This is a genomic window from Pedobacter segetis (assembly GCF_016623585.1).
Classification (GTDB): domain Bacteria; phylum Bacteroidota; class Bacteroidia; order Sphingobacteriales; family Sphingobacteriaceae; genus Pseudopedobacter; species Pseudopedobacter segetis.
Genome location: NZ_JAEHFY010000020.1, coordinates 16,912 through 40,188, shown reverse-complemented (window position 1 = coordinate 40,188; position 23,277 = coordinate 16,912). Strand labels below are relative to the sequence as shown.

General features: G+C 35.1%; 15 protein-coding genes and 1 tRNA gene. 11 read left to right on the top strand and 5 right to left on the bottom strand.

Translation table 11 applies throughout. The annotated features are described in order from the left end of the window. Nucleotides 1-545: 545 nt before the first annotated feature. Nucleotides 546-2,741, top strand: coding sequence for a TonB-dependent receptor family protein (locus tag I5M32_RS13505; protein ID WP_200587257.1), 2,196 nt, complete (start codon nucleotides 546-548; stop codon nucleotides 2,739-2,741). A gap of 510 nt (nucleotides 2,742-3,251) precedes the next feature. On the opposite strand, the gene I5M32_RS13500 is transcribed toward I5M32_RS13505, so the two are convergent. Both I5M32_RS13500 and I5M32_RS13495 read right to left on the bottom strand, forming a co-directional pair. Beyond that, nucleotides 3,252-3,767: a PIN domain-containing protein gene (locus I5M32_RS13500; protein ID WP_200587255.1), complete on the bottom strand. Its 516-nt coding sequence runs from the start codon at nucleotides 3,765-3,767 to the stop codon at nucleotides 3,252-3,254. A 33-nt stretch (nucleotides 3,768-3,800) separates the two neighbouring features. After that, on the bottom strand, nucleotides 3,801-4,865 hold the full coding sequence (locus I5M32_RS13495) for a helix-turn-helix domain-containing protein (RefSeq protein ID WP_200587252.1): 1,065 nt from the start codon (nucleotides 4,863-4,865) through the stop codon (nucleotides 3,801-3,803). A gap of 258 nt (nucleotides 4,866-5,123) precedes the next feature. Between I5M32_RS13495 and I5M32_RS13490 the strand changes: the two genes are divergently transcribed. Genes I5M32_RS13490 through I5M32_RS13475 form a run of 4 tightly spaced genes read left to right on the top strand, consistent with a single transcriptional unit; the run spans nucleotide 5,124 to nucleotide 9,046 of the window. Continuing rightward, nucleotides 5,124-6,098 carry a nucleotidyltransferase gene (locus I5M32_RS13490; RefSeq protein WP_200587250.1) on the top strand — a complete coding sequence of 325 codons (975 nt, stop codon included), beginning with the start codon at nucleotides 5,124-5,126 and terminating at the stop codon, nucleotides 6,096-6,098. A gap of 5 nt (nucleotides 6,099-6,103) precedes the next feature. Further along, nucleotides 6,104-7,774: a ThiF family adenylyltransferase gene (locus I5M32_RS13485; protein WP_200587248.1), complete on the top strand. Its 1,671-nt coding sequence runs from the start codon at nucleotides 6,104-6,106 to the stop codon at nucleotides 7,772-7,774. Next, nucleotides 7,771-8,229 (top strand): Mov34/MPN/PAD-1 family protein, encoded by a 459-nt coding sequence (locus tag I5M32_RS13480; RefSeq protein ID WP_200587247.1) that lies wholly within the window; start codon nucleotides 7,771-7,773, stop codon nucleotides 8,227-8,229. The genes I5M32_RS13485 and I5M32_RS13480 overlap by 4 nt, the downstream gene beginning before the upstream one ends. After that, nucleotides 8,222-9,046, top strand: coding sequence for a DUF6602 domain-containing protein (locus tag I5M32_RS13475; RefSeq protein WP_234461958.1), 825 nt, complete (start codon nucleotides 8,222-8,224; stop codon nucleotides 9,044-9,046). The genes I5M32_RS13480 and I5M32_RS13475 overlap by 8 nt, the downstream gene beginning before the upstream one ends. A 382-nt stretch (nucleotides 9,047-9,428) precedes the next feature. Here the strand turns inward: I5M32_RS13475 and I5M32_RS13470 are convergent. Continuing rightward, nucleotides 9,429-9,513: transfer RNA gene (locus tag I5M32_RS13470), tRNA-Ser, on the bottom strand. Between the two features lie 235 nt (nucleotides 9,514-9,748). Between I5M32_RS13470 and I5M32_RS13465 the strand changes: the two genes are divergently transcribed. After that, nucleotides 9,749-12,337 (top strand): phosphoenolpyruvate carboxylase, encoded by a 2,589-nt coding sequence (locus I5M32_RS13465; protein WP_200587245.1) that lies wholly within the window; start codon nucleotides 9,749-9,751, stop codon nucleotides 12,335-12,337. 55 nt (nucleotides 12,338-12,392) lie between these two features. Here the strand turns inward: I5M32_RS13465 and I5M32_RS13460 are convergent, their stop codons facing one another. Together I5M32_RS13460 and I5M32_RS13455 are read right to left on the bottom strand one after the other, a co-directional pair. After that, nucleotides 12,393-14,123 (bottom strand): ABC transporter ATP-binding protein, encoded by a 1,731-nt coding sequence (locus tag I5M32_RS13460; protein WP_200587243.1) that lies wholly within the window; start codon nucleotides 14,121-14,123, stop codon nucleotides 12,393-12,395. Continuing rightward, nucleotides 14,123-14,827 carry a 3'-5' exonuclease gene (locus tag I5M32_RS13455; RefSeq protein WP_200587241.1) on the bottom strand — a complete coding sequence of 235 codons (705 nt, stop codon included), beginning with the start codon at nucleotides 14,825-14,827 and terminating at the stop codon, nucleotides 14,123-14,125. The genes I5M32_RS13460 and I5M32_RS13455 overlap by 1 nt, the downstream gene beginning before the upstream one ends. Before the next feature lie 301 nt (nucleotides 14,828-15,128). Between I5M32_RS13455 and I5M32_RS13450 the strand changes: the two genes are divergently transcribed. From I5M32_RS13450 to I5M32_RS13430, 5 genes are all read left to right on the top strand, one after another. Next, on the top strand, nucleotides 15,129-16,466 hold the full coding sequence (locus I5M32_RS13450) for a TolC family protein (RefSeq protein WP_200587239.1): 1,338 nt from the start codon (nucleotides 15,129-15,131) through the stop codon (nucleotides 16,464-16,466). 21 nt (nucleotides 16,467-16,487) lie between these two features. Beyond that, the gene (locus tag I5M32_RS13445; RefSeq protein WP_200587237.1) at nucleotides 16,488-17,618 is read left to right on the top strand and encodes an efflux RND transporter periplasmic adaptor subunit; all 1,131 of its coding nucleotides are present in this window, start codon (nucleotides 16,488-16,490) and stop codon (nucleotides 17,616-17,618) included. A 52-nt stretch (nucleotides 17,619-17,670) separates the two neighbouring features. After that, nucleotides 17,671-20,844 carry an efflux RND transporter permease subunit gene (locus tag I5M32_RS13440; RefSeq protein ID WP_200587235.1) on the top strand — a complete coding sequence of 1,058 codons (3,174 nt, stop codon included), beginning with the start codon at nucleotides 17,671-17,673 and terminating at the stop codon, nucleotides 20,842-20,844. Nucleotides 20,845-21,114: 270 nt separating this feature from the next. Continuing rightward, nucleotides 21,115-21,642 carry a nuclear transport factor 2 family protein gene (locus I5M32_RS13435; RefSeq protein ID WP_200587233.1) on the top strand — a complete coding sequence of 176 codons (528 nt, stop codon included), beginning with the start codon at nucleotides 21,115-21,117 and terminating at the stop codon, nucleotides 21,640-21,642. 42 nt (nucleotides 21,643-21,684) lie between these two features. Beyond that, nucleotides 21,685-23,193: a YfcC family protein gene (locus I5M32_RS13430; RefSeq protein WP_200587231.1), complete on the top strand. Its 1,509-nt coding sequence runs from the start codon at nucleotides 21,685-21,687 to the stop codon at nucleotides 23,191-23,193. The last annotated feature ends 84 nt before the right edge of the window (nucleotides 23,194-23,277 follow it).

The following is a 23,277-nucleotide window of genomic DNA, read 5'->3' as shown; positions in this document are numbered from 1 at the left end:
AAAAAAGCAATCATTAAGATTGTTTACAACTTCCCTTTGATCATAAACTTTAGTTGACATATCCATTATTTGAAGCTATGCACTTTAATGCTTATTTTCAGTTTTAAAAAATATTTTCCTGTTATAATTACTTTTTGCTTTACGTTTTGCTTATAATTGATTGCTTTCAATAAAAAGAATTTGATCTTTCTTTGCCGCAAATCTATTCACTTTTATTTTCAAGTGGTTTGGTTGAATAATTATCCATAACCAAAACAAAAAAAGTTTTAATTCCGCAACGCCTGCCTCTAAATAAAGAGAAATTCGCAACCTTTGGTCGAGGTAGTTTTTTGCTCTATAATATTTGATACAGTTCTTAAATGCTATTTAAGTTGACCTGATTTCTTATCCTAACGATAGAGGTTTTCAAAATTATAAGCTCAATTTTTTTTTATTTGATTTTTATAAATTGTTATTCAGCACTATTTGATTTTCTCAAATTTATTTTGGTTAAAATTAATAAAGTCTTATACTTGCACCATTGTTTATAATTAGTCTAAATAAAAATGAAGCAAAAGATACCATTAATGATGATAGCCTCCTTGACCATTGCTCAAGTTCAGGCACAGGAAAAACCAGACAGTTTGAGGAACAAAAAAATTTCTTTAAAAGAGGTAATAGTAACAGATGTAAGAGCTATTAAGGGGATGGGTTATTTGGGCGAAAGCAGCAATCATATTAATTATTCGGGTAAAAAAACCGAAGTAATTTTATTGGATAGCTTAGATGCCAATACGGCACAGAATAATCCAAGGCAGGTTTTGGGCAGGGTACCCGGAGCCAATTATTCTGAAACAGAAGGAAGCGGTTTCCCTACCAATGGTATTGGTTTCAGAGGGTTGAATCCTTCACAATCCATAGAGACAAATACACGCCAAAACGGCTACAATATTGCCGCAGATTTGTACGGGTATCCTGAATCATATTATTTGCCCCCGCTTGAAGCCGTGGAAAGAATAGAAGTGATCAAAGGTTCTTCCTCGCTTCAATTTGGTTCTCAGTTTGGTGGAGTGATTAATTACGTTTTAAAGAAAGGAAACCCAAACAAGCGTTTTGAATTCACATCGAAAGAAACAGCAGGGAGTTTTGGTTTTGTAAATGCCTACAATGCTGTGGGTGGTCAAATTGGTAAATTGAATTATTTCAGTTTTATAGAGCACAAAAGAAATGATGGCTGGCGGCCAAATTCTTCATTGAAGCAGTTGAGCGGTTTCGGAGGCTTATCCTACCAGGCGTCTGCAAAATTAAAACTGGGTTTAGAATATTCTATCTTAAGAAATCGAATTCAGATGCCAGGTGGCTTTACAGATGAGCAATTTAACGCAGATAGCAGAGCTTCGTACCGCTCTCGCAATTGGATTACTTCACCTTGGAACGTGATTACGGCAAAAGCAGATTATCAAATTTCAGAAAACACCTTCCTTTCTCTAACAAATGCACTTAACTTAAGCAGGCGTTCTCTGGTATGGCGTAATGAAGATGGTGGACCAGGTGCACCTGATGATATTGACCCAATAACCGGTCAGTATGTAAACAGGGAAGTGGAGAACGAAAAATTTAATAACAATACCTCAGAACTTCGTTTTTTTAGAAAATATAAGAATAACGCTTTCTCGGGTAATCTGGCTGCTGGTATCAGAGGTTTTTATGGCAAACTCCACCGCCAAGGAGGTGGAAAAGGCACCACAGGAACAGGTTATGACCTAACTTTAGTAGAACCCGGTTATGAATATGACCTTAATTTTTATACTACCAATATTGCCCCTTTTATAGAAAACACCTTCAAATTTGGAAAGCTATCCATTACCCCTGGATTGAGGTATGAATTTATCAAATCAAGTGTAAAGGGTTACAATCCCTCAGAAGATGATAGTGAGGTTTTGCAAAGTGATTATGCTCAAACAAGAAGTTTTCTTTTAGGTGGATTAGGGTTGCAATATAATCTCAACTATAATAGTAACCTTTATGGAAACATTACACAAGCTTATCGCCCGATTGACTATTCTAGTCTTACCCCATTAGGAAGTATCGCCCAAGTAAACCCTGATTTAAAAGATTCCAAAGGATTTAATGTGGATGCAGGCTTTAGGGGGATACTCAAAAATTACCTTAATTATGATATCAGTTTATTTTATTTGCGTTACAATGATAGAATTGGTGTGATAGAAAAAACCGATAGTCAAGGCAATACCTATCCTTTCAGAACCAATATCGCAGATAGCGAGCATAAAGGAATCGAAAGTTATCTGGAATTGAATTTAACCAAATGGCTTTCGCCGATGCAGAAAAACTGGGGATTCAGCATTTTCAATTCCAATGCTTTTATAGATGCCAAATACATCAGCGGCGAATACAAAGGCAAACAGGTGGAGTATGCCCCTAAAGTAATTAACCGTTCTGGCGTTACCGGGAAATATAAAAACCTGTCTGCCACCTATCTATTAAGTTATACCTCTAAATCTTTCGGGGATGCAGCGAATTCCATAATTCCATCTGCAGATGCGGTAGCAGGGTTAATTCCTTCCTATACGGTAATGGACATGGCATTTACCCTTCGCCTAAAAAATGTGAATATAAAAGCCGGGGGAAATAATTTAACAGATGAAAGGTACTTTACCAAAAGAACGGATGAATATCCTGGCCCGGGAATCATTCCGTCTATCGGCAGAAGTTTTTACCTTGGTTTGGGCTTCAAGTTATGAGTTTATTCAATCGGGGAGATATAAGTTTTGCTCCCTGATTTTTTTATTTCTATTTAATTTAGTATCATTTTTGATTGATTTTTCAAAAAGCTAAACCATCAGACAATAAAAGTTCGTGGTGGTTTAGTTGTTTTTAGGGGCAAATGCCTATGAATTGATTCCCGAAAAGAGAAAAGAAGAATTTTTTGGGTTAGAAATACCGAATTATTTAGGGTTAACAACAGATTTTGATGGCAGTAAATTCTGCTAATCTACTTCTAGGTGTAATGATGCCAAATTGCGATAATAATTTTTCTGAGCCTTAAAGGTAAGGTTTTTTTAATTACAAATATATTCAAAACAAAAAATCGCCGTCTAAAGTTAATTAAAGACGATTTATAAATTTTAGGTGCGGGCTGAAAGGGATTACAGTCGAACACTTAATACCGCTTTTGACGTTTTTCGATGGCTTAAAACGGTAGTGTTGTTACTTGTTAAAAAATAAGAAGACTAATAAATATTATATATCCACTATTGTTGCCATAACTTCAGCCTCATTTGTATCTCGTCAACTAAAGGTTTGTTATTCTGAAAAATAAAATTAGTTGAGACGAGTTCTTCAAGCTTCAAAGCCGCTTGTTTCTTTGTAAGAATATTGGCTTCTACAAGTTTATCAAATATCCAAATCATACCGTGATACTCAATATCTTTATTTTTTGCACAATTACGAACGGTTTTGTCGCTACTCAAAACACAAGCATCTAATTTATTGGCAACGTGTAAAACTGATTTGTCAGTTTCAGATAAAGATTTAGGATAAAGTTCTGACTGAATTTGAAGAAAATCTTCCTCTTTGAGATTATGAACAAGAAGTCTATCAACGGATTGATAGGCTTTTAAAATTTGTTGCTGTTCAGAATATAATTCAAAATAAACTGAGGTCGTAATATGTATTTCTATTTCAAGTTGGAAAAATTCATTAACAAGACCTAAATCATAAAGGTCTATAAAAATACAAGCATCTGTAACAGCTATTTTTAATTTCATTCTCCTGACAGTTTTTGGCTTTGGGAATCAATACTAAAACATCGGTTGATGCTGTTTTTTAAATTCAGCCAAAGATTGATTAGATAATGAAGCGGCTTTTGACATTGAAATCTGGTCTTCAATCAAAGCTCTAAATAATAATTGTTCGAAGCGGTTGCTCTCTTCAATTCCTTGATATTCTACGGGTTCATCTACTTTCCAATTTTGCTGTCTAATTAAAAAGAAGAATTGTTTGGTATAATTGTCATTGATAATACCACAAACCTTTGCTCTCATCACAATGGCCTGCATTGAAATGCCATATTGTTTTTTGATATTACCCAGTTCTAAAGTCGATAGCTTTGTACGGTGGTTACCTAATTCTGCTTTAATAGCTTCTTCAGGAAGTAGCATTGCTCCTGCGAACTGATGGCATAAAGTTTCCTTTTGTTTTTCGGTTACATCACCCAATACTAAAAGTAAATGAGCCAACTCGTGAAGCAAAGTAAAACGTATTCTATCAGCCTTATTAGCCTTTCTTTCATTATAAGCTACAACAGGTATGGTTTTGTTAACAAAAGTCTGTAAGCCATCGAAATCTTCGTCCACACTTAACTTTACAACTTTGATATTCTTATCTTCCAAAAGTTCAACGATATTGAATATTGGGCCAGTGCCTAAAGACCATTCCTTCCTTAACAGTTCAGCAGCTTTATTTACCTGCTCATAAGTAGTAACCTTTCCAAAATCTTTTAGAGGATTATCAAAACTATGAGGAAGTCCGATAATTTCTTCTAATTCTAAGTAGCGTGAAAGATATTCTTTAGTAGTTTCATTGATGATTGCCACATCTTTTTGTGGCATTCTGCTTAGCTTTCTGTATTCGATATCGCTAAATTCAACTTTAGTAGTTCTGAAAAAATAATCAGGACTTATATTAAGTGCTTTGCTTAGCAAATTGATTTTTTCTGCATCAGGAATGACTTCTCCTTTTTCGTAACGATGCAACGCCTGACGTGATAAAGTACCACCTAAAGCGTCAGCCAAATCCTGCAATGAGAAACCATTCATAAGACGGGCTGACTTAAATCTTTCCGCAAATATTGCTTTTGTTTCCATTGTATATTGATTTTGTACCGCAAAGGTAATTGTTTTGGTTGACAAATGCAATAGTATTATGGTGTATTGTGCCATCAGTTGTAACTATGACAAAAGTTCACATACAGCAAACGCGTTAGAAAAGGGCATTATCTCACAATTTAAGTAAAAACTAACTGGTTGACAGATTTGGTTGACAGATTTATTATTTGGAATACATTTTGTAACTTTGTATTTGGATGCCTATAGATGCATCAGTAACTTTTTAAATATTACAAAATGGATAAAAACAAACATTTAGATTCAGTTATTTCGACGCATCAAATAACGAAAGAAGAAACACTTTTTGATAAATACGTCAAAAAGAAAAACGAGGTTAAAGAAGCCTTAGAAGACAAATACGAGAGCGACATTTACTCTCCGTTTAACTCCGGTTCGTACGCCAAGAATACCGCTATTAACACAAAATTCGATTTCGATTTGGTGTCTCCATTCAAACGTAATGCTTTTGGCTGCAGCGGAACATTAAAAGAAATGTATGAAGATGTCTATGATTTCCTTTACGAAAAATACAAAGATGTTGCCGAGGTTAAAAAACAAAAGGTTTCAATTGGGCTGGAGTTTTATGCAGATAGTGATGGAGACGTAATTAAGATTGATGTTGTCCCAGGACGAGAGTTATCTCAAGACCAATACAAGGAAAATGAAAATTTGAACTTGTATGTGTATTACAAGTACGGGAATATCGATGCAGGAAGCGAACGTATTAAAACTAATGTCAAAGCTCAAATCAATAACATTAAAACCAGAGCTACGGATGAAAAAGATTCAATAAGAAAAATTATACGCCTTTTGAAAGTTTGGAAAAACACTAAATATAATTATCCTACAAAATCATTCTTTTTGGAACTCATTACTATTAAAGCATTTGATAACAAAACCATAACCGGAAGTATTTGGGAGAAACTTGAAACTGTCTTAGAATATATTAGGGATAACGTAACCAAGGACAGCTTTACACTAAAAGACCCAGGTAATAGCTCTAATGATTTGGCCGACACTTTAACTTCGTACGAAAAACAACAGCTATCGGATGATATGAAAAATATGCTTGACAGGATTAGGGATAATGACGAAAATTTGAAAACCTATTTTCCTGAAAATTCAAAGTTTAAAAAGGAAGAGTCTAAAACTAACCAATATGGAACCAACAGCGGTATGCCAGTCCCTCCACCGAAACTAAATTTTGGATAATTATAATGAGCCAAAGAGTAAATGAAATCAATACAGTGATAAAAGGCATCCCCGATGTGAAAATTGTAAAGCCATTTGAGCAAAGCAAAATTGACATCGAGGGATGTATTACAGTTTTTGTTGGCGGTTTGATGCAGCCATTAGAATTCAATGTTACTATCCATCCTCAATATCCGTTTAAAAGCCACGAGACTGAAACTATTAAGTTTTCTAATGATAATTTAATAGAACACAAACACATTATGCAGAATGGAGCCATCTGCATTCATACGGCACATACTCCTGTTTTGTCCCAAAAACTGATATATGATATTGAATCTGTAAAGGCTTGGATTAAGAAATACTACATCAACAAAGATTCAGATACTCATTATGAACATTTAATTGTACCACAAAAAGCATTCAAGGAAAATTATTTTGCTTACTTCTTTAGTGAAGTAGATTATACTTTTCATAAAAACCAATTTGGCTTTGTTGATTATTCAATAATGAACAATGGGGTTTTTTATAAAGAGAATATTCAAAGCAGTATTTTCCAAGCTTTCTTAAATAAGGATAGGAAAAAAATAGTAGATGTAGATTGGAATTTCCAACTTAAAAACCTGCCTCAAAGCACCGCATTATTCGTCTTCTTAAAAGATGCACCAAGTAAAAATCAACGATGGGTTTTTAATGATTGGAAAGACTTTGAGACGACATTACCACAAGATTTTTTAAAATTTCTACACAATGTTGAAGAAAGACTGGCAAAAGAGAATGGGAAAACGCTTCCTTTATTTGTAGGATACAATATTTCTGAAACAGAAATTCATTGGCAGGCCATTATACTTGAGATTGGTAACTTTCCTATCTACGGCGAAAAAATAGACAAGCAATGGCTTACAAAGATTGAAGAAGATAGGTCCATCCATTGGGCGATGACCCGAAACTGTTCTTATAAATACTTTTTTGGCAGAGGAAAACTAAGTGAGCGAATAACTGAAAGTAAAATATTGATTATTGGAATCGGAGCCGTTGGAAGCATATTAGCCAAAACATTGATAAGATGTGGTTGCCGCAGATTAGGTTTTATTGAGTTTGATGTAAAAGAACCGGAAAATGTTTGCAGGTCAGAATATTCTTTCTTTACAGGAATTACAAATAAGACCAATGATCTGATAAACGAATTGTGTCTAATTTCTCCCTTCTTTGAGCCGATTAATGGTGGATATGATTATTCCGAAGCCTTTGATTTTTTCATTAAATCGCACTTGGCAGATACCGGTATCAAAGCTGAAATGGAAAAACATCTTGAAGAGTATGATATTATAATTGATTGCTCGGCTGACAATGGTTTGCTATATGTGTTAAGTCAGCTACAAATAAAGTCAACACTCTTAAATCTTTCAATATCAAATCACGCCAAACATTTGGTGTGTGCTGCGGAACAAAACAGATATGATTTCATCATCTCTCAATTTGCTGGGAATATATTAAAGTTTGATGTTGACGACTTGCATAATCCTACAGGATGTTGGAGCCCGACGTTTAAAGCCTCATATAATGATATAAATGTTCTTGTACAGGCAGCGATAAAACAGATAAATACAAAGTTCGAGCAAGAAAAGACACTACGAAATTTTTTCATTGAAACGGATGATACAAATTGCTTCAACATTAGTATAAAGGAATTTTGATTTTAAAAATAGAAAAAATAGGGTTAAGCCTTGAAGCTGAACTACTGAATAAACTTTTGGAAATTGGCAAAACTCATTACCAGAAAGAATTTGGTGGATTTTTAATTGGGTATTATTCCGAAGATAACCGGCATTTGCACATTACAGATACTGTGCTTCCAAAGAGATATCAAGCATCAAAATATTCTTTTGAACGAAGTACAGAAGGAATTGAAAATGAATTTACGGAATTTTATACAGGCACCCCGATAAAAATTTACATCGGAGAATGGCATACTCATCCGAATAATAGCCCCATCCCGAGCGCAACAGATATTTCGGCAATAAATACAATTATTAATAACAAAAATACTTCCATTGCAAATCCTGTTTTATTAATAATAGGATATTCCAAAAACACAGTAGATTTTGGATTTTATGTATGGTTTGAAAATAACTTATATAAATATGACTAAAGTCGATTTAAAACAATTATTCAATGGGTTGCAGCGCCAGATGTCTGCCCAACTAAATACAAATAGAGAATTTATTGACCATCCTGGTTCTAAAGGCGACGCGATAGAAAATGCTTGGATTGAATGGTTGCGAAAATATTTACCAAACAGATATTGCGTTGATAAAGCAATAGTAATAGACCACGAAGGCAATACAAGCCAACAAATGGATATTGTTGTATATGACAATTGGTTTACTCCTTTTATCTTTAATCAGAATGGATTTTACTATGTTCCGGCAGAAGGAGTATATGCAGTTTTTGAAGTAAAACCTGATATACAAGGTAATGTTGGAGAAAAAACATACATAGAATATGCAGGAGAAAAAATTGAAAGCGTAAGAGTGCTAAAAAGAGAGGCTGCAAGCTTTATTAACGGAGGCACAAAATTTACTCCCCGCCCCTTAACAAAAATAATAGGTGGAATTCTTTGCAGCACTAACGGTTTCACTCATAAGAATAATGATACAATTGAAAAGCATATCAAAGCGTTAGATAATCTCCAAAGTGTTGATTTAGGGTGTATCGCTGATTATGGTAGTTTTTATATTGATTATAACCCAAATGAAGAAATTACAATAGTTGGACAGGAAGCCTATTTAAAATTTTATGCTAATCGGAAGTTTAATAAGATGAAATTTAGCGAGGCTGACCACTCATTTGTAACTTTCTTTATGCAGCTAACGAGATACTTACAGCAAGCAATTGGGACAATTCCTGCAATTAACTTAAACGCTTATTTGAAAAATATAGGCGAAGAGGTTGATGAGCAGATATAAATCTTGGACTATAAAATGTTCTTTGCTTAGATAATTTATCGTCCTTCAGTACTTCCAGTTATTTCATAATATTCTTACAACGTCGCTTGAACGATGATATCTACAATAAGAGCGTCTAATGCTTTTTCTCTTTCCTCTTCATTTCGAGCACGGAAATCAGCTATTCTCTGCTCTAAATTTCCTGGATGCTTTTTTTAATGCGTGATTTTTGTTTCATAAATTAGGTTAATCTGAGAGGGATTCGAACTCACAATGTATCAAAAATACTTGATTGTCAGTTTTTTATAGTAATAACTTGCGATGCTGATGAATTAGCAGAATAAAGCTTAAACATAAAAGCCTGTCTAAATCAACGATTTAACAGGCTTTTAATATTATTACGCGGAGAGCGAGGGATTCGAACCCCCGGACCTGTTACAGTCAACAGTTTTCAAGACTGTCGCAATCGACCACTCTGCCAGCTCTCCGCCGCAAAAGTACGAAAGCGAATCATTTTGGCAAATATTATTTGAATAATTATTGATTTTTTTTAGTTGAATGCTGTAATCTATTATCCATCAGAATATTAATTTTTTATATTTTATGATTTGTTAAAGTTTTACTTTAAAAAGCCAATAATTTATTAACTAGTCTGAAACTTAAAATGGTATATTTTCTTTATTTATTTGTGTACTAACAAAGATTTTGTAATTTTCACACATCATGTCGAAACTAAACAAACAACTCAATTCAAAAGATATCATTTTCAAAAATGAAGTAACAACAAAATTTGACCTTTATAACAGTTTATTCTTAACCCTTCCATTTTACAGCGTTAAGAATACAGGCCTTGCCCTGCCTTATTTCTTTGATCATTGCGAGAAAGGCATTGAAAACAGGTTAAAGCCAGATGAAATTATCGAATCTTTTTTTACCCAGCAAAAGGGCTTAACCAAACAGCAAGACACTACTGATCTGTTGTTTAGGTTTATCCAATACATTGAAAGGCAAGTGGTTTTGTTTGATGCCGTTGAAGATGCCGCATTCAGTAAAATCAGTTCCCAAGAAGAAGCAACTTCGTTAAAAACATTGATGAATAAATCTTTAGAAGACGAGGTACTTTATAAAAAGATACAAGATTGTTTAAAGGAATTTAAGTTGAGGTTGGTGTTAACCGCTCACCCCACCCAGTTTTACCCTGGCCCTGTTTTAGGCATCATGACGGATTTGACCGATGCCATAAAAGAAAATGATGTTAACGCCATCAACCTTTTATTGCAACAATTGGGTAAAACCCCGTTTTTTAAGAAGAAAAAGCCTACTCCCGTAGATGAAGCAATCAGCCTAACCTGGTATTTGGAGAATATTTTATACCAAACAGCTTCGGATGTGCATAGGAACCTGGAAAATGTTTTTAACCTAAACCTAGATAACCATTCTTTAATAGAACTAGGTTTTTGGCCAGGCGGCGATAGGGATGGCAATCCTTTTGTAACCGCAGGAACCACCGATCAAGTTTCTTCTTTTTTAAGGAAAGCTTTGTTTAGGTGTTACTACCGTGATTTTAAAAACATGAAACGCAGGGTAACATTTAATGGCGTTGAGAAATACATGGATATTTTAGAGACCATCATTTATGATAATGCATTTAGGGCTAATGTTAATGTTTACGATAATAAAGAAGACCTTTTAGAGAATTTAAGAAATATTAAACGTGTTTTAATAGAGTATCACGATAGCTTATTTGTTGATATTGTGGACGATATGATTTGGAAAGTGAAACTTTTCGGCTGCCATTTCGCATCTTTGGATATTAGACAAGATAGCAGGGTTTTAAGGAGGCTTTTTGAAGAGTGCATGACGAACCCCGAAATTAAAGGCAGCATTAGCGAAAGATATATGGATCTATCCGAAAGCGATAAAATCTCTTCAATACCTTTAAATGCCGCCGAACTGATCGACTATAAAAAATTTGAAGACCTTAGTAAAGATAGTTTGGATGTTATTAGACTGATTAAAGACCTTCAAAAGAACAACGGAAAAAGAGCTTGCCATCGTTTCATCATCAGCAACTGCCAAAAAGCATCCGATATATTGCAACTGATGCAATTGTTTTTATGGAGCGGATGGAAAATGGACGAATTAGATATTGATTTTGTACCACTTTTTGAAACCATAGACGATTTAAAAGATGCTGAAAGTGTGATGCAAAGCCTTTATAGCCACCCTATTTATTCAAAACATTTAGAACGCAGAAAAAATAGGCAGGTTATTATGCTGGGTTTTTCTGATAGTACAAAAGATGGTGGTTATTTAATGGCTAACTGGTCTTTATATTATGCAAAATTTACTTTAACCTCTGTTTCTAGAAAAAACGGGATTGATTTGGCCTTTTTTGATGGCAGAGGAGGCCCACCAGCAAGAGGTGGAGGTAAAACACATAAGTTTTATGCTTCATTTGGTAAAGATGTGGCTAACAAACAAATCCAAATCACGGTTCAGGGGCAAACAATAAGTTCGCATTATGGTACTTTTCAAACCTCAATCAATAATTTAGAACAATTGATACATGCTGGTATTTCTTCTGCTCTAGATAAACAGAAAGAAAATACAATGAATGAGAGCGAGAAAGTTTTATTGAGCAAAATGGCAGATATAAGCTATAACACCTTTGTAGATTTAAGAACAAACCCTTTGTTTTTAAAATTTATGGAAGTACAAAGCCCTTTAAGAATGCTTTCTCAAATAAACATTAGCAGCCGCCCGGTAAAGAGAAACTCTGATGCCGAATTAAAATTAGAGGATTTAAGAGCCATTAGTTTTGTTACCTCATGGAGTCAGTTGAAACAAAACATACCGGGTTTTTACGGCGTGGGCACCGCTTTGGCTAAGGTAAAAGAAGAAGGAGAATGGTTAAACATTAAAAATCTTTACAAAGATTCTGGGTTTTTTAAAACCATTGTAGATAATTGTATGATGTCTATGAAAAAAGCCGATTTTAGGTTAACGGCCTACTTAGCTGATGATGAAACTTTTGGGGAATTTTGGAAAATGCTGCATGCAGAGTATCAATTGACCCAAAAACTGTTATTAGATTTATCAGATACCGAGGTTTTGATGGAGAAATACCCAATAGAAGCACAATCTATCGATGTTAGGGAAAAAATCATCCTGCCTCTGGTTATCATCCAACGTTATGCAATTATCAAAAGCTTGGATAAAAACACTAAACCAAAGCAAAAAGAAGTTTATGATAAACTGATTTTAAGGACTTTATATGGGATCGTTAATGCAGCAAGAAATTCTGCATAATTTCTAATCTCTTCTAAACATAAAATGATTTGGTAAAAACCAGATCATTTTATGTTTAATCTAAGTTTATTCCCATCGGCATTGCGTTGATCAATTTTTGTGTATAAGCCTTGGTTGGGTGATGATAGATTTCTTCAGGGTAACCAATTTCCTCAATTTGCCCTCTATTCATTACCATCATCCTATCAGAAACGTGTTTTACGATTGCCATATCGTGAGAAATAAAGATATAGGTAAGTTTAAATTGTTGTTGCAGATCCTTTAAAAGGTTGATCACTTGCGCTTGCACAGAAACATCTAGAGCAGAAACACATTCATCGCAAATGATCAATTTCGGTTTTAAGGCTAATGCTCTAGCAATAACGATCCTTTGCCTTTGACCGCCAGAAAACTCATGGGGATACCTGTTAAATTGTGATGCAGTTAAACCAACCTTCTCCATCAAATCAATCATAAAATCTTTTCGCTGTTTGTTGTTTTTTAAAGTTTGGTGCACAATCAAAGGTTCAATTAAAGCTTCGCCAATGGTTTTTACAGGGTTTAATGATGAATATGGATCTTGAAAAATAATCTGGATATCTTTTCTTAAGGGTCTCATTTCTTTATCGCTGAAACCCGATATATCTTTACCATCAAAAATAATTTTACCCCTTGTAGGTTTTATAAGTTTTAATATCGTTCTGCTCAAAGTTGTTTTGCCGCACCCACTTTCGCCAACCAAACCAAAGGTCTCACCGGGATAAACCTCAAAACTAACATCGTTTACAGCTTTGGTAAATACTTTATCCTTACTAAAAAACGATTTGCTTTTTGGAAACCAAGTACTTAAATTTTCTATTTTTAAGATGGGAGCTGCCTCATAAAGCAATTTTCTGTTTTTATGGATAACTTCGTCTGCAGCCTTAAATTTCTCTTGTAAATCACTTATTTTTAATTTGGTATAATTAAATTCCCCGTTGCTTTCTTTTGCAAAATCTGCAATGGTTGGTAATTTTGTTAATTGTAATTTGGGGTTTGGGCGGCAGGCCAGTAAACCTTTGGTATATGGATGAGCTGGATGATTAAATATATCTTTAACAGCTCCTTGTTCTACTATCTCGCCTTTGTACATCACCAGTATCTCATCAGCAATTTCTGCTATTACGCCCAAATCGTGAGAGATAAAAATCATGCTCATATTGCGTTCGGTTCTTATCCTTTTCAATAATTCTAAGATGCTTTTTTGTACGGTTACGTCTAAAGCGGTTGTAGGTTCATCGGCAATTAAAATTTTAGGGTTGCATGCCAAAGCCATCGCGATCATTACCCTTTGTTTTTGTCCGCCAGATAATTGATGGGGGTATTTATTGAAAACCTCATTTGGCTCTGGTAGTTTTACCTCTTCAAAAAGCCGAATCGTTTTTTCTTTTGCTTGCTGTTTGTTTAATCTTAAGTGCAAGACGATACTTTCCGTAATCTGGGCCCCACATTTCATTACAGGGTTTAAAGATGTCATGGGTTCTTGAAAAATCATCGCGATTTCATTTCCCCTGTAAGCTTGCATCTCTTTTTCAGAGATTGCGAGTAAATCTATATCCTTTAATAAAACCTCGCCAGAAACATTGGCGCTTTTTTCTAACAATCTCATTATGGCCAAAGAGGTTACCGATTTTCCCGAACCAGACTCGCCAACCAAACCGATGATTTCGCCTTCATTAAGCCTAATGTCGATATCTTTAATGGCCTCGAATAGGCTTTCGCCAGATTTAAAAGCGATATTTAGCTTATTGATCTGTAGTAGGCCCATTAATCAACGTAAGTAATTTCATTATCTTCTGTAAATGGCAGGCCTTTAAAACGCTGTAGAAGTCTTGCGGTAGTAATCACATCTTTTTGGCAATAGGTTTTTATTCTTTCTAAATCGTTTTCTTCCCAATAAACATGGGCAACCATACTACCGTCAATATCATCTTTTGGAGTTGGGATATTGAAGATTGCTGCCAATAAGTTTAAGGAGGTATAATTTTTATAATCGCCAAATTTCCATAGCTCTAAAGTATCTAAGTGATTGATTTCCCAAGGTTTTTTGCCGGCAATATTTAATTGAACGGGGATTTCTAACCCATTGATCAGCATCCTTCTACAGAGATAAGGGAAATCAAACTCTTTACCGTTATGTGCGCATAGCATTAGGTTTGCAGGCTGATTATTTAAAAGATGGTTAAATTCTTTCAATAAATCAGTCTCGTTATGATCGTAAAAAGACTTTACCCTCAATCTTTTATCATCTACAAAAACCCCAACAGAGATACAGATGATTTTACCAAATTCTGCCCAAATGCCAGCTCTCTGATAAAACTCTTCTGCCGTTTCTTGGTTTTTACGCTGATAACTTGTTTTTAAATCCCAAAGTTTTTGAAAGTGAGGTGGTAAATCATTAAAATCGGCACATTGAGGCACCGTTTCAATATCCAAAACTAAAATACTTTTTAGGTCTAACTGTGCAAGCATAATGTTAAGTTAATCAAAATCCGATAAATGTATTTTATTTCTTTTTTTTGAATTAACAATCAGATAATCTGTTTTATATAAAATTGATGTTACACAATTATCTAATCGCAACAATAAAGAGTTTTTTTTGTTAAATATTCGATTTTATTTTCAAAAACACCTTGATTTGTTTAATTTTTTCATAAAACAATTGCATTTTGATTACAAGTTTTAAAATTTTAAAGAACTAATTTTGCCACCTTGCCCAAACAAAGTAAAGCATTGGTGTTAAAAATAAAGCCATAGCGTTTAAACAATAAATATGAATAGATATATCAGTAAGAAAATCATAAAATTAAGTTTGTTTCTTGCTTCGCTTCTTCCGTTTAGTGCGTTGGCACAAACCACCCAGCCCGATAGTTTACTAAAAGAAGTTACTTTAAATAACGCCATAGAATATGCTTTAAAAAGGCAGCCAACTTTACAACAAGCTTATTTAGATGAGAAAATTACAGAATCTACCATAAAGAGCAAATTAGCAGATTGGTATCCCCAAGTAAATTTCAATTATAATTTGCAACATAATTTTATCGTACAAACCTCTGTAATAGGTGGCAATCCCGTTAAGTTAGGTGTTGATAATACTTCTAGCGCACAGTTTTATGCCTCCCAAAATATTTTTAATAGAGATGCGCTTTTGGCGGCCAATACAAAAGGCGATGTTTTGTTGCAGGCCAAACAAAATACTGCCAGTAATAAAATCGATTTGGTGGCAAATATTTCTAAGGCATTTTATAATGTTTTATCAACCATACAACAGATAAAAATCTCAAATTCTAATATTAGCAGGCTAGAAAGAAGCTTAAAAGATGCCTACAACCAGTATGAGGCAGGTATTACAGATAAAATAGATTATAAAAGGGCAACTATCACGCTTAATAACACCAAGGCAAACCAAAAAAGTAATGAAGTTATCTTAAATGCAAGGTTGGCTTTTTTAAAATCATTGATGAATTATCCAAAAAATGAAAAACTGAACATCGTTTATGATAGCTTACAATTAGAGAACGAGGTTTTTTTGGACACCACACAGACCTTGGTAGATAATAACAGAATAGAATTTGCCCAATTGCAAACTCAAAGACGTTTATTAGATGCTAACTTAAAATATAATAAATGGAGTTATTTACCTTCGGTATCTGCAAACGGGGCCTATAACTTTAATTTTCAGAACAATAATTTCGGTAATCTATACAATAAGAGCTTTCCAAATTCTTATGCAGGCATAACCTTGGGCATTCCCATTTTTCAGGGAGGTAAACGTAGGGATAATATCAATATCGCCGAATTTAGATTAAGGCGCAACGCTTTAGACCTGGAAATATTGAAGAATGATTTTAATACAGAATATGAGCAAGCCTTGGCTGTTTATAAAAGTAATTATGCCAATTATTTGGCCCTAAAAGAGAATATGGGGCTGGCAAAAGAGGTTTATGAGGTGGTAAACCTTCAATACCGTTCTGGGATCAAAACCTATTTAGAAGTAATTGTATCTGAAACAGATTTGCGTACCTCACAAATTAATTATTACAATGCAGTTTATCAATTGTTGATAAGCAAAATAGACGTGGAGAAGGCTTTAGGGCAAATTAAATATTAATCAAATTAATCAATAACGTATATGTTATCTAATAAATCAGTAGCAGCTTTTGCTTCAATAGCCTTATTTTTGATGGTTGCCTGTGGCGATAAAAAAGATAAATCGGCAGCAGCACCTCCCGCTGTACCAGTAACTGTTGAGGACGTAAATTTTACCCATGCTTCTTATTTTGACGAGTATCCCGGTACTGTTGTTCCGCTAAACGAGATAGAATTACGCCCTCAGGTTAGCGGCAATATCACAGGTATTTATTTTAAAGACGGGGATAAAGTTTCTAAAGGTCAGCTTTTATATAGTATAGATAATCAGCTTTATGCAGCAAATTACGATCAAGCGGTAGCGGCTTTGCAAGTACAAAAAGCAAATTTGAATAAAGCACAAAAAGATGCTGATCGTTACCATGAATTAGATAAAAAAGATGCGATTGCCAAACAATTGGTTGATAACGCCGATGCTGCTTTAAGGGTTGCCAAAGAGCAAGTTGCCGCAGGAAAAGCAAATATCAACGCGGTACAAACTAACGTGAAATATACCAAGGTTTATGCACCTTTTGATGGTATAATAGGGATTTCGCAAGTTAAAGTAGGTACCGCAGTGGCAACGGGGCAAACCGTTCTTAATACCATTTCTACCGTTGCAGAATTAGCAGTAGATTTTAACATCGATCAAAAAGAAATTTATCGCTTTAACAAATTATTGAACGATAAACAAAGCCAGAACGATTCTACCTTTACCTTGGCTTTTGGTACCGATGTTTATCCTTATCCGGGCAAACTTTCTCTATTAGATAGGGCTGTAAATCCTCAAACAGGAACCATCAAAGCTAGATTAGTTTTTCCCAATAAAAAGAATATGCTGATTGCGGGAATGAACGCTACCGTAAGGGTTAAAAGCAATAATAAAAGCAAATCTGTTGTTATCCCTAGCAAAGCCGTGGTAGAGCAATTGGGCGAATTTTTTGTTTACGTTCCTGGTGATAGCAGCAAGGTTTCACAACGCAAGGTTGTTTTAGGTAAAACTATCGATAAAGATGTGATAGTAAAAGATGGTTTAAACGAAGATGATAAAATTGTAGTGGAGGGGGTTCAAAATTTGAGGGAAGGCGCTGTTATCACTACCAAACCGGTTGAGAAACAAGCTCCGATTAAATAAAAACCTCAAAAAAAAATTAAGATTAGTATCATCGAGTAAATAAAATAGATAAATGGTATCAGATGTATTTATAAAAAGACCAGTTACTGCAATAGTTGTTTCTGTTGTTATCGTATTGGTTGGGTTAATCTCCATGTTTAATTTGCCTATTGCCCAATATCCTGATATTACGCCACCTTCTGTCTCTATTTCTGGCAATTTTACCGGTGCAGATGCTCAAACAGTAGAACAAACTACTACTACTGCCATTGAAACGCAGGTTAATGGTACGCCCGGCATGACATATATGTCTAGCAATAGTACTTCAAGCGGGCAAAGTTCTATCAATGTGAATTTTGAGTTAGGTACCGATATAAACAATGCAGCAGTAGAAATACAAAATAGGGTAAGGGTTGCAGAGCCAAGATTACCTGATGCCGTAAAAAATTTAGGATTAACCGTAGCAAAAAAAAACCCGAGTATTATGGTGGCCTTGGCTTTTTATTCGCCAAAAGGCACACATGATGCCACTTTTGTTGGTAATTATGCCAATTTGTATGTTAAAGATGCGCTCCAAAGGGTAAAAGGTGTAGGCGATATTGTTTCTAGAGCAGATGAATTTAGCATGAGGGTTTGGCTAGACCCAGAGAAATTAGCAGCACTTAATCTAACAACTACCGATGTTCTGAGTGCTTTAAGAGAACAAAATTTGCAAGTTGCAGCAGGTACCATCGGCGGAAACCCACAACCAAACACCCAAACTTTTGAATATAGCGTTTTAACAAATAGTAGATTAAACAAACCAGAACAGTTTGAAAACATCATAGTAAGAACCGTCCCTTCTGATGGAACAGTTGTTTACCTTAAAGATGTTGCAAGGGTAGAATTGGGTAAATTCGATTATGCCTCGAATGCTTTTGTGAACGGTAAACCAGCGGCTTTTGTATTAATTTATCAAGCGCCCGGTGCAAATGCCTTAGATACTTACAAAGGATTAACCGAAGCGTTGGCAAAGCTTAAAAAATCTTTCCCTAAAGATATAGATTACGTAATGCCATTGGAAACGGTATCGGTAGTAAAAGTTTCTATGAACGAGGTTTTGCACACTTTATTAGAGGCTTTGCTCTTGGTGGTAATCGTGGTTTTCTTGTTCCTCCAAAATTGGCGGGCTACTTTAATTCCTGTTTTAGCGATCCCAGTTTCTTTAATCGGGACGTTCATTCTGTTTATTCCTTTTGGTTTTACCATCAATACTTTAACGCTTTTCGCCTTTGTTTTGGCCATTGGTATTGTTGTAGATGATGCCATTGTGGTGGTAGAAGCGGTTCAACATTATATTGATCATCATAAATTATCGCCCAAAGAGGCAACTCAAAGGGCAATGAAAGATATATCGGGCCCAGTTATAGCTATTGCGCTGATCTTGGCCGCAGTATTTGTTCCCGTTGGTTTCTTGCCGGGTATCGTAGGTCGTTTGTACCAACAATTTGCCATTACCATTGCAGTTTCTGTAATTATTTCTGCTTTTGTAGCACTTTCTTTAACCCCTGCTTTGTGCGCCCTGATGTTAAAACCATCAAAAGATAAAGACGCTAAGAAAAACTGGTTAGAAAACTTCTTTGCCTGGTTTAATAAAGGTTTTGATAGGATGAACCGCTCTTATACCAAAGGAGTGGCTTTATGGATTAGGGCAACCCCAAAAGTTTTGATTATGATGGTGTGCTTATTCATCGGTTTATTTTTCTTGTTCAAGAATAAACCTTCGGGTTTTGTGCCATCAGAAGATGAAGGGCGTTTATATGTAACCTATGAAATGCAAGAGGGTGCTTCTACCACCAGAAGTAAAGAAATGTTGGTAGAAATACAGAGACGTTTAAAGCAGATCCCGGGCGTTAAAACGGTTGGTGGTTTAGCGGGCTTAAACATCATCAGTTTTTCAAATAAATCTAATGCGGGTACTATTTTCGTTCTGTTAGATCCATGGGAAGATAGAACAAGCAAAGAATTACAGCTGTCTAACATTATGGCAGAAGTGCAAAAAAGAACCGCTGATATTAAAGAGGCCAGGATTTTAGCCATTGGGCCACCAGCGATCCCGGGTTTGGGGGCAACATCTGGTTTTACATTTGAGTTGCAACAAACTACCAGTGCAGATGATATCAAGAAGTTTGATGCCGTTGCTAAAAAGTTTTTAGCTGCCGTTAACAAAAGGCCAGAAATTGGTAAAGCTTATACTTTTTTTAGCACCAACACCCCTAGTTATCAGGTAAATGTAGATAAGGATAAAGTTAAAAAATTAGGTATTTCCTTAACGGATGTTTATAGTACGCTCTCTACTTTATTAGGAAGTTCTTATGTAAACGATTTTAACCTCTATGGCAGAAATTTCAGAGTTGTTGCTCAGGCTGATAGTACCTATCGTTCTTCTATTGATGAGTTGGATAAATATTATGTACGTAACAGCAGGGGAGAAATGATTCCGATGGGTTCTTTGGTTACCACAAAAATAATAGAAAGCCCTTCGTTAATTTCTCATTATAACATCTATCGTTCTATAGAGATAAATGGCTCTGCTGCACCAGGCGTAAGTAGCGGAGAAGCAATTAAAGCTTTACAGGAGGTTGCCGCCAAAGAACTACCAGAAGGCTATGGTTATGAATTTTCTGGCTTAAGCCGAGAAGAGGTAGCTGCGGGAAGCAGTTCTACTTTGATATTTGGCTTATCGCTGATATTTGTATTCTTATTTTTAGCTGCACTTTATGAAAGCTGGTCTATTCCATTTTCTGTATTATTTGCTGTGCCGATAGGTGCATTTGGGTCTATTTTGGTATTAACATTTATCCCCAGCATCAGCAATAACATTTATGCACAAATTGGTTTGATAACCTTGATTGGATTGGCTGCAAAAAATGCGATCTTAATAGTAGAGTTTGCCAAAGAACGTGTGGATAAGGGGATCAATATTTTAACAGCAACTTTGCAAGCCGTAGATCTAAGGTTAAGGCCCATTATAATGACCTCCTTAGCTTTTATTTTGGGAGTTTTGCCATTGGTTTTTGCAAGTGGTGCGGCGGCAGAATCTAGGAAAACAATAGGTTGGACAGTTTTTGGAGGGATGTTGGCAGCAACTTCTTTAGCGATATTTGTTGTACCGGTATTGTTTGTTTTAATCACAAAATTGGCATACGGTAAAAAGTTGAAACGGTTAGAAAAAGAAGCAGAAAAAAGAGACAAACTGTTTTCTTAAAGGCATAATCATGTAAGATAAAGTCCTTCACATTAATTTGTTGAAGGATTTTTTGCTTTTTATAAATTGTAGAACATCGTAGTTCAGCTTATGGAAAGAAATATCCTAGCATGGAGTCTTGGGTTGGTAACTTTACGATATAAAAAAATTTTGGTCATACGGCGTTTAATCCTTGTTAAGCTTTTATAAAGATTGCCTCAGGTATGTTATTCTTATAAAATTTTATGGATATTTAAAATAGCTTAATCTTTTTAAATCACATTAAAGAATATGAATCGCATCGTTTACATTATATTAGTCTTAGGGATTGGGATATTTGCGTACAATACGTTATCTGCTAAGAAATCACACAAATTTGATATTATTTCAGAAAAGAGAAACATCAATTTAATGCTAGATTCTTTTAACGTTGCTGCTGCTAAGGCTGATTATAGCACTTATTTTAATTTTTATTGTGATGATGCCATTTTTACAGGGACAGATGCTAAAGAACGTTGGAACAAAAAGGAGTTTATGGTTTGGGCAAAACCATTTTTTGATAGGGGTAAAGCATGGAATTTCAAATCTTTACAAAGACATATCTATTTTGATAAAACTGGAAATTTAGCCTGGTTTGATGAATTGTTAAACACACAAATGAAAATTTGTAGAGGTTCTGGCGTTTTGGTAAAGCAGGGAAAAAGTTGGAAGATTGAACAATATATCCTATCTGCCACCATACCAAATCCAATTATGGATGAGGTGGTAAAGATGAAAGCAGGAGCGGAGGATAGTTTGATGAATGTTTTGAGAAAATAGGTTACAATTTTTCAAACAAAAATAGATAAGAAAATAATCCAAATGAAAATCATAAACGCTAAAAGCCTTCCAACACCACTCACTTTAATGATGTTGGTAATTATTGTAGCTGCAATAAGTACTTGGCTTTTACCGGCGGGCGAGTATAGCAAGCTTACGGTAGAGGGCAATAAAAGCTTTGTGATCAGCTCGCCAAACAAAAGTTATTCATTACCCTTTAAACAAAAAACCTTAGATAGCCTTTCTATCAGAATACCGATCCAAAAATTTATTAACGGCGATATTCGCAAAGCAATTTCGGTTCCAAATACTTATCAAAAACTTAGCGCTAAACCACAAGGTTTTATACAAATTTTAGAAGCACCCATAAAAGGGGTAATGGATAGTATCGATATTATTTTATTTATACTCTTTATAGGTGGTTTTATGGCGGTTTTTAATAAAACGGAGGCCATGTTTAACGGAGTGGAATATTTAGCACAAAAGATGAAAGGAAAAGAAAAACTGCTCATCATCATCTTAACTTCTATCTTTTCGTTTTTAGGGGGCTCTTATGGGATGGATGTAGAAGCCATCGTGTTTTATCCTGTTTTAGTACCACTTTTTATAGCAGCAGGTTATGATCTAATTGTGCCCTTGGCGATTGTTTTTGGAGGAACTTGTACTGGAGCAATAGCTAGTTTTACCAATCCGTTTGCGGTAATTATTGCTTCTAATGCTGCAGGCATAAACTGGACAGATGGTCTTTATGAACGACTTTTGTTTTTTGTGATCGCAACCTCGATACTTGTTTGGTACATTTTAAAATATGCCGCTAAAGTAAAAAATGACCCTAAACAATCCATCGCTTATAAAATAGACGGCGCCATAAAATCTGCTTTTGAATTTAGTATTGATGTAGATGCCCCACAGATAAAACTCAATACAAAAAATAAATTTTTGTTGTTGATTTTCTTTCTCACGTTTACAGGAATGGTTGTTGGGATTGTGTTTTTTGATTGGTGGACGTTGGAAATGTCGGCATTGTTTTTTGGTTCGGCTATTTTGGTTGGGATAATTGGGCGAATGGGGGAGAAAACGTTTGTGGCAGAATTTATAAAAGGTGCAGAAAGCTTACTATCTGTAGCATTGATCGTTGGCTTGGCTAGAGGGGTTACCATTGTTTTAAACGAAGGTTTTGTGGGCGATTCTATCTTGTTTTATGCTTCAAATTTGGTGCAGCATTTTTCGCCAAGTATATTTATTATCGGCATAATGCTTTTCTATTTCTTCTTTGCCATTTTTGTGAGTTCATCTTCTGGGATGGCTGTATTAACCATGCCCATTATTGGTGCATTGGCCATAATCTTAAATCTCCCTGGTAGGGAAATTGTAAATTCTTATTTATTTGGCATTGGTATTATGTTTCTAATATCGCCAACCGGATCGGTTTTTCCCGCTTTGTTGATGGTGCAGGTAAGTTATAAAGCGTGGCTAAAATTTATCATGCCATTGGTATTTATCATGATGATTTTAAGTGCAATCTTTTTGGTTGTAGGGATTGGTTTTTAAGAGAGTTAGTGGACGGCAATCAGAAGTCTGTAAGGCTCTTAGGCATGTTTCTTAAAAGATATAATCAAGCAGAGCAGCTCTGTT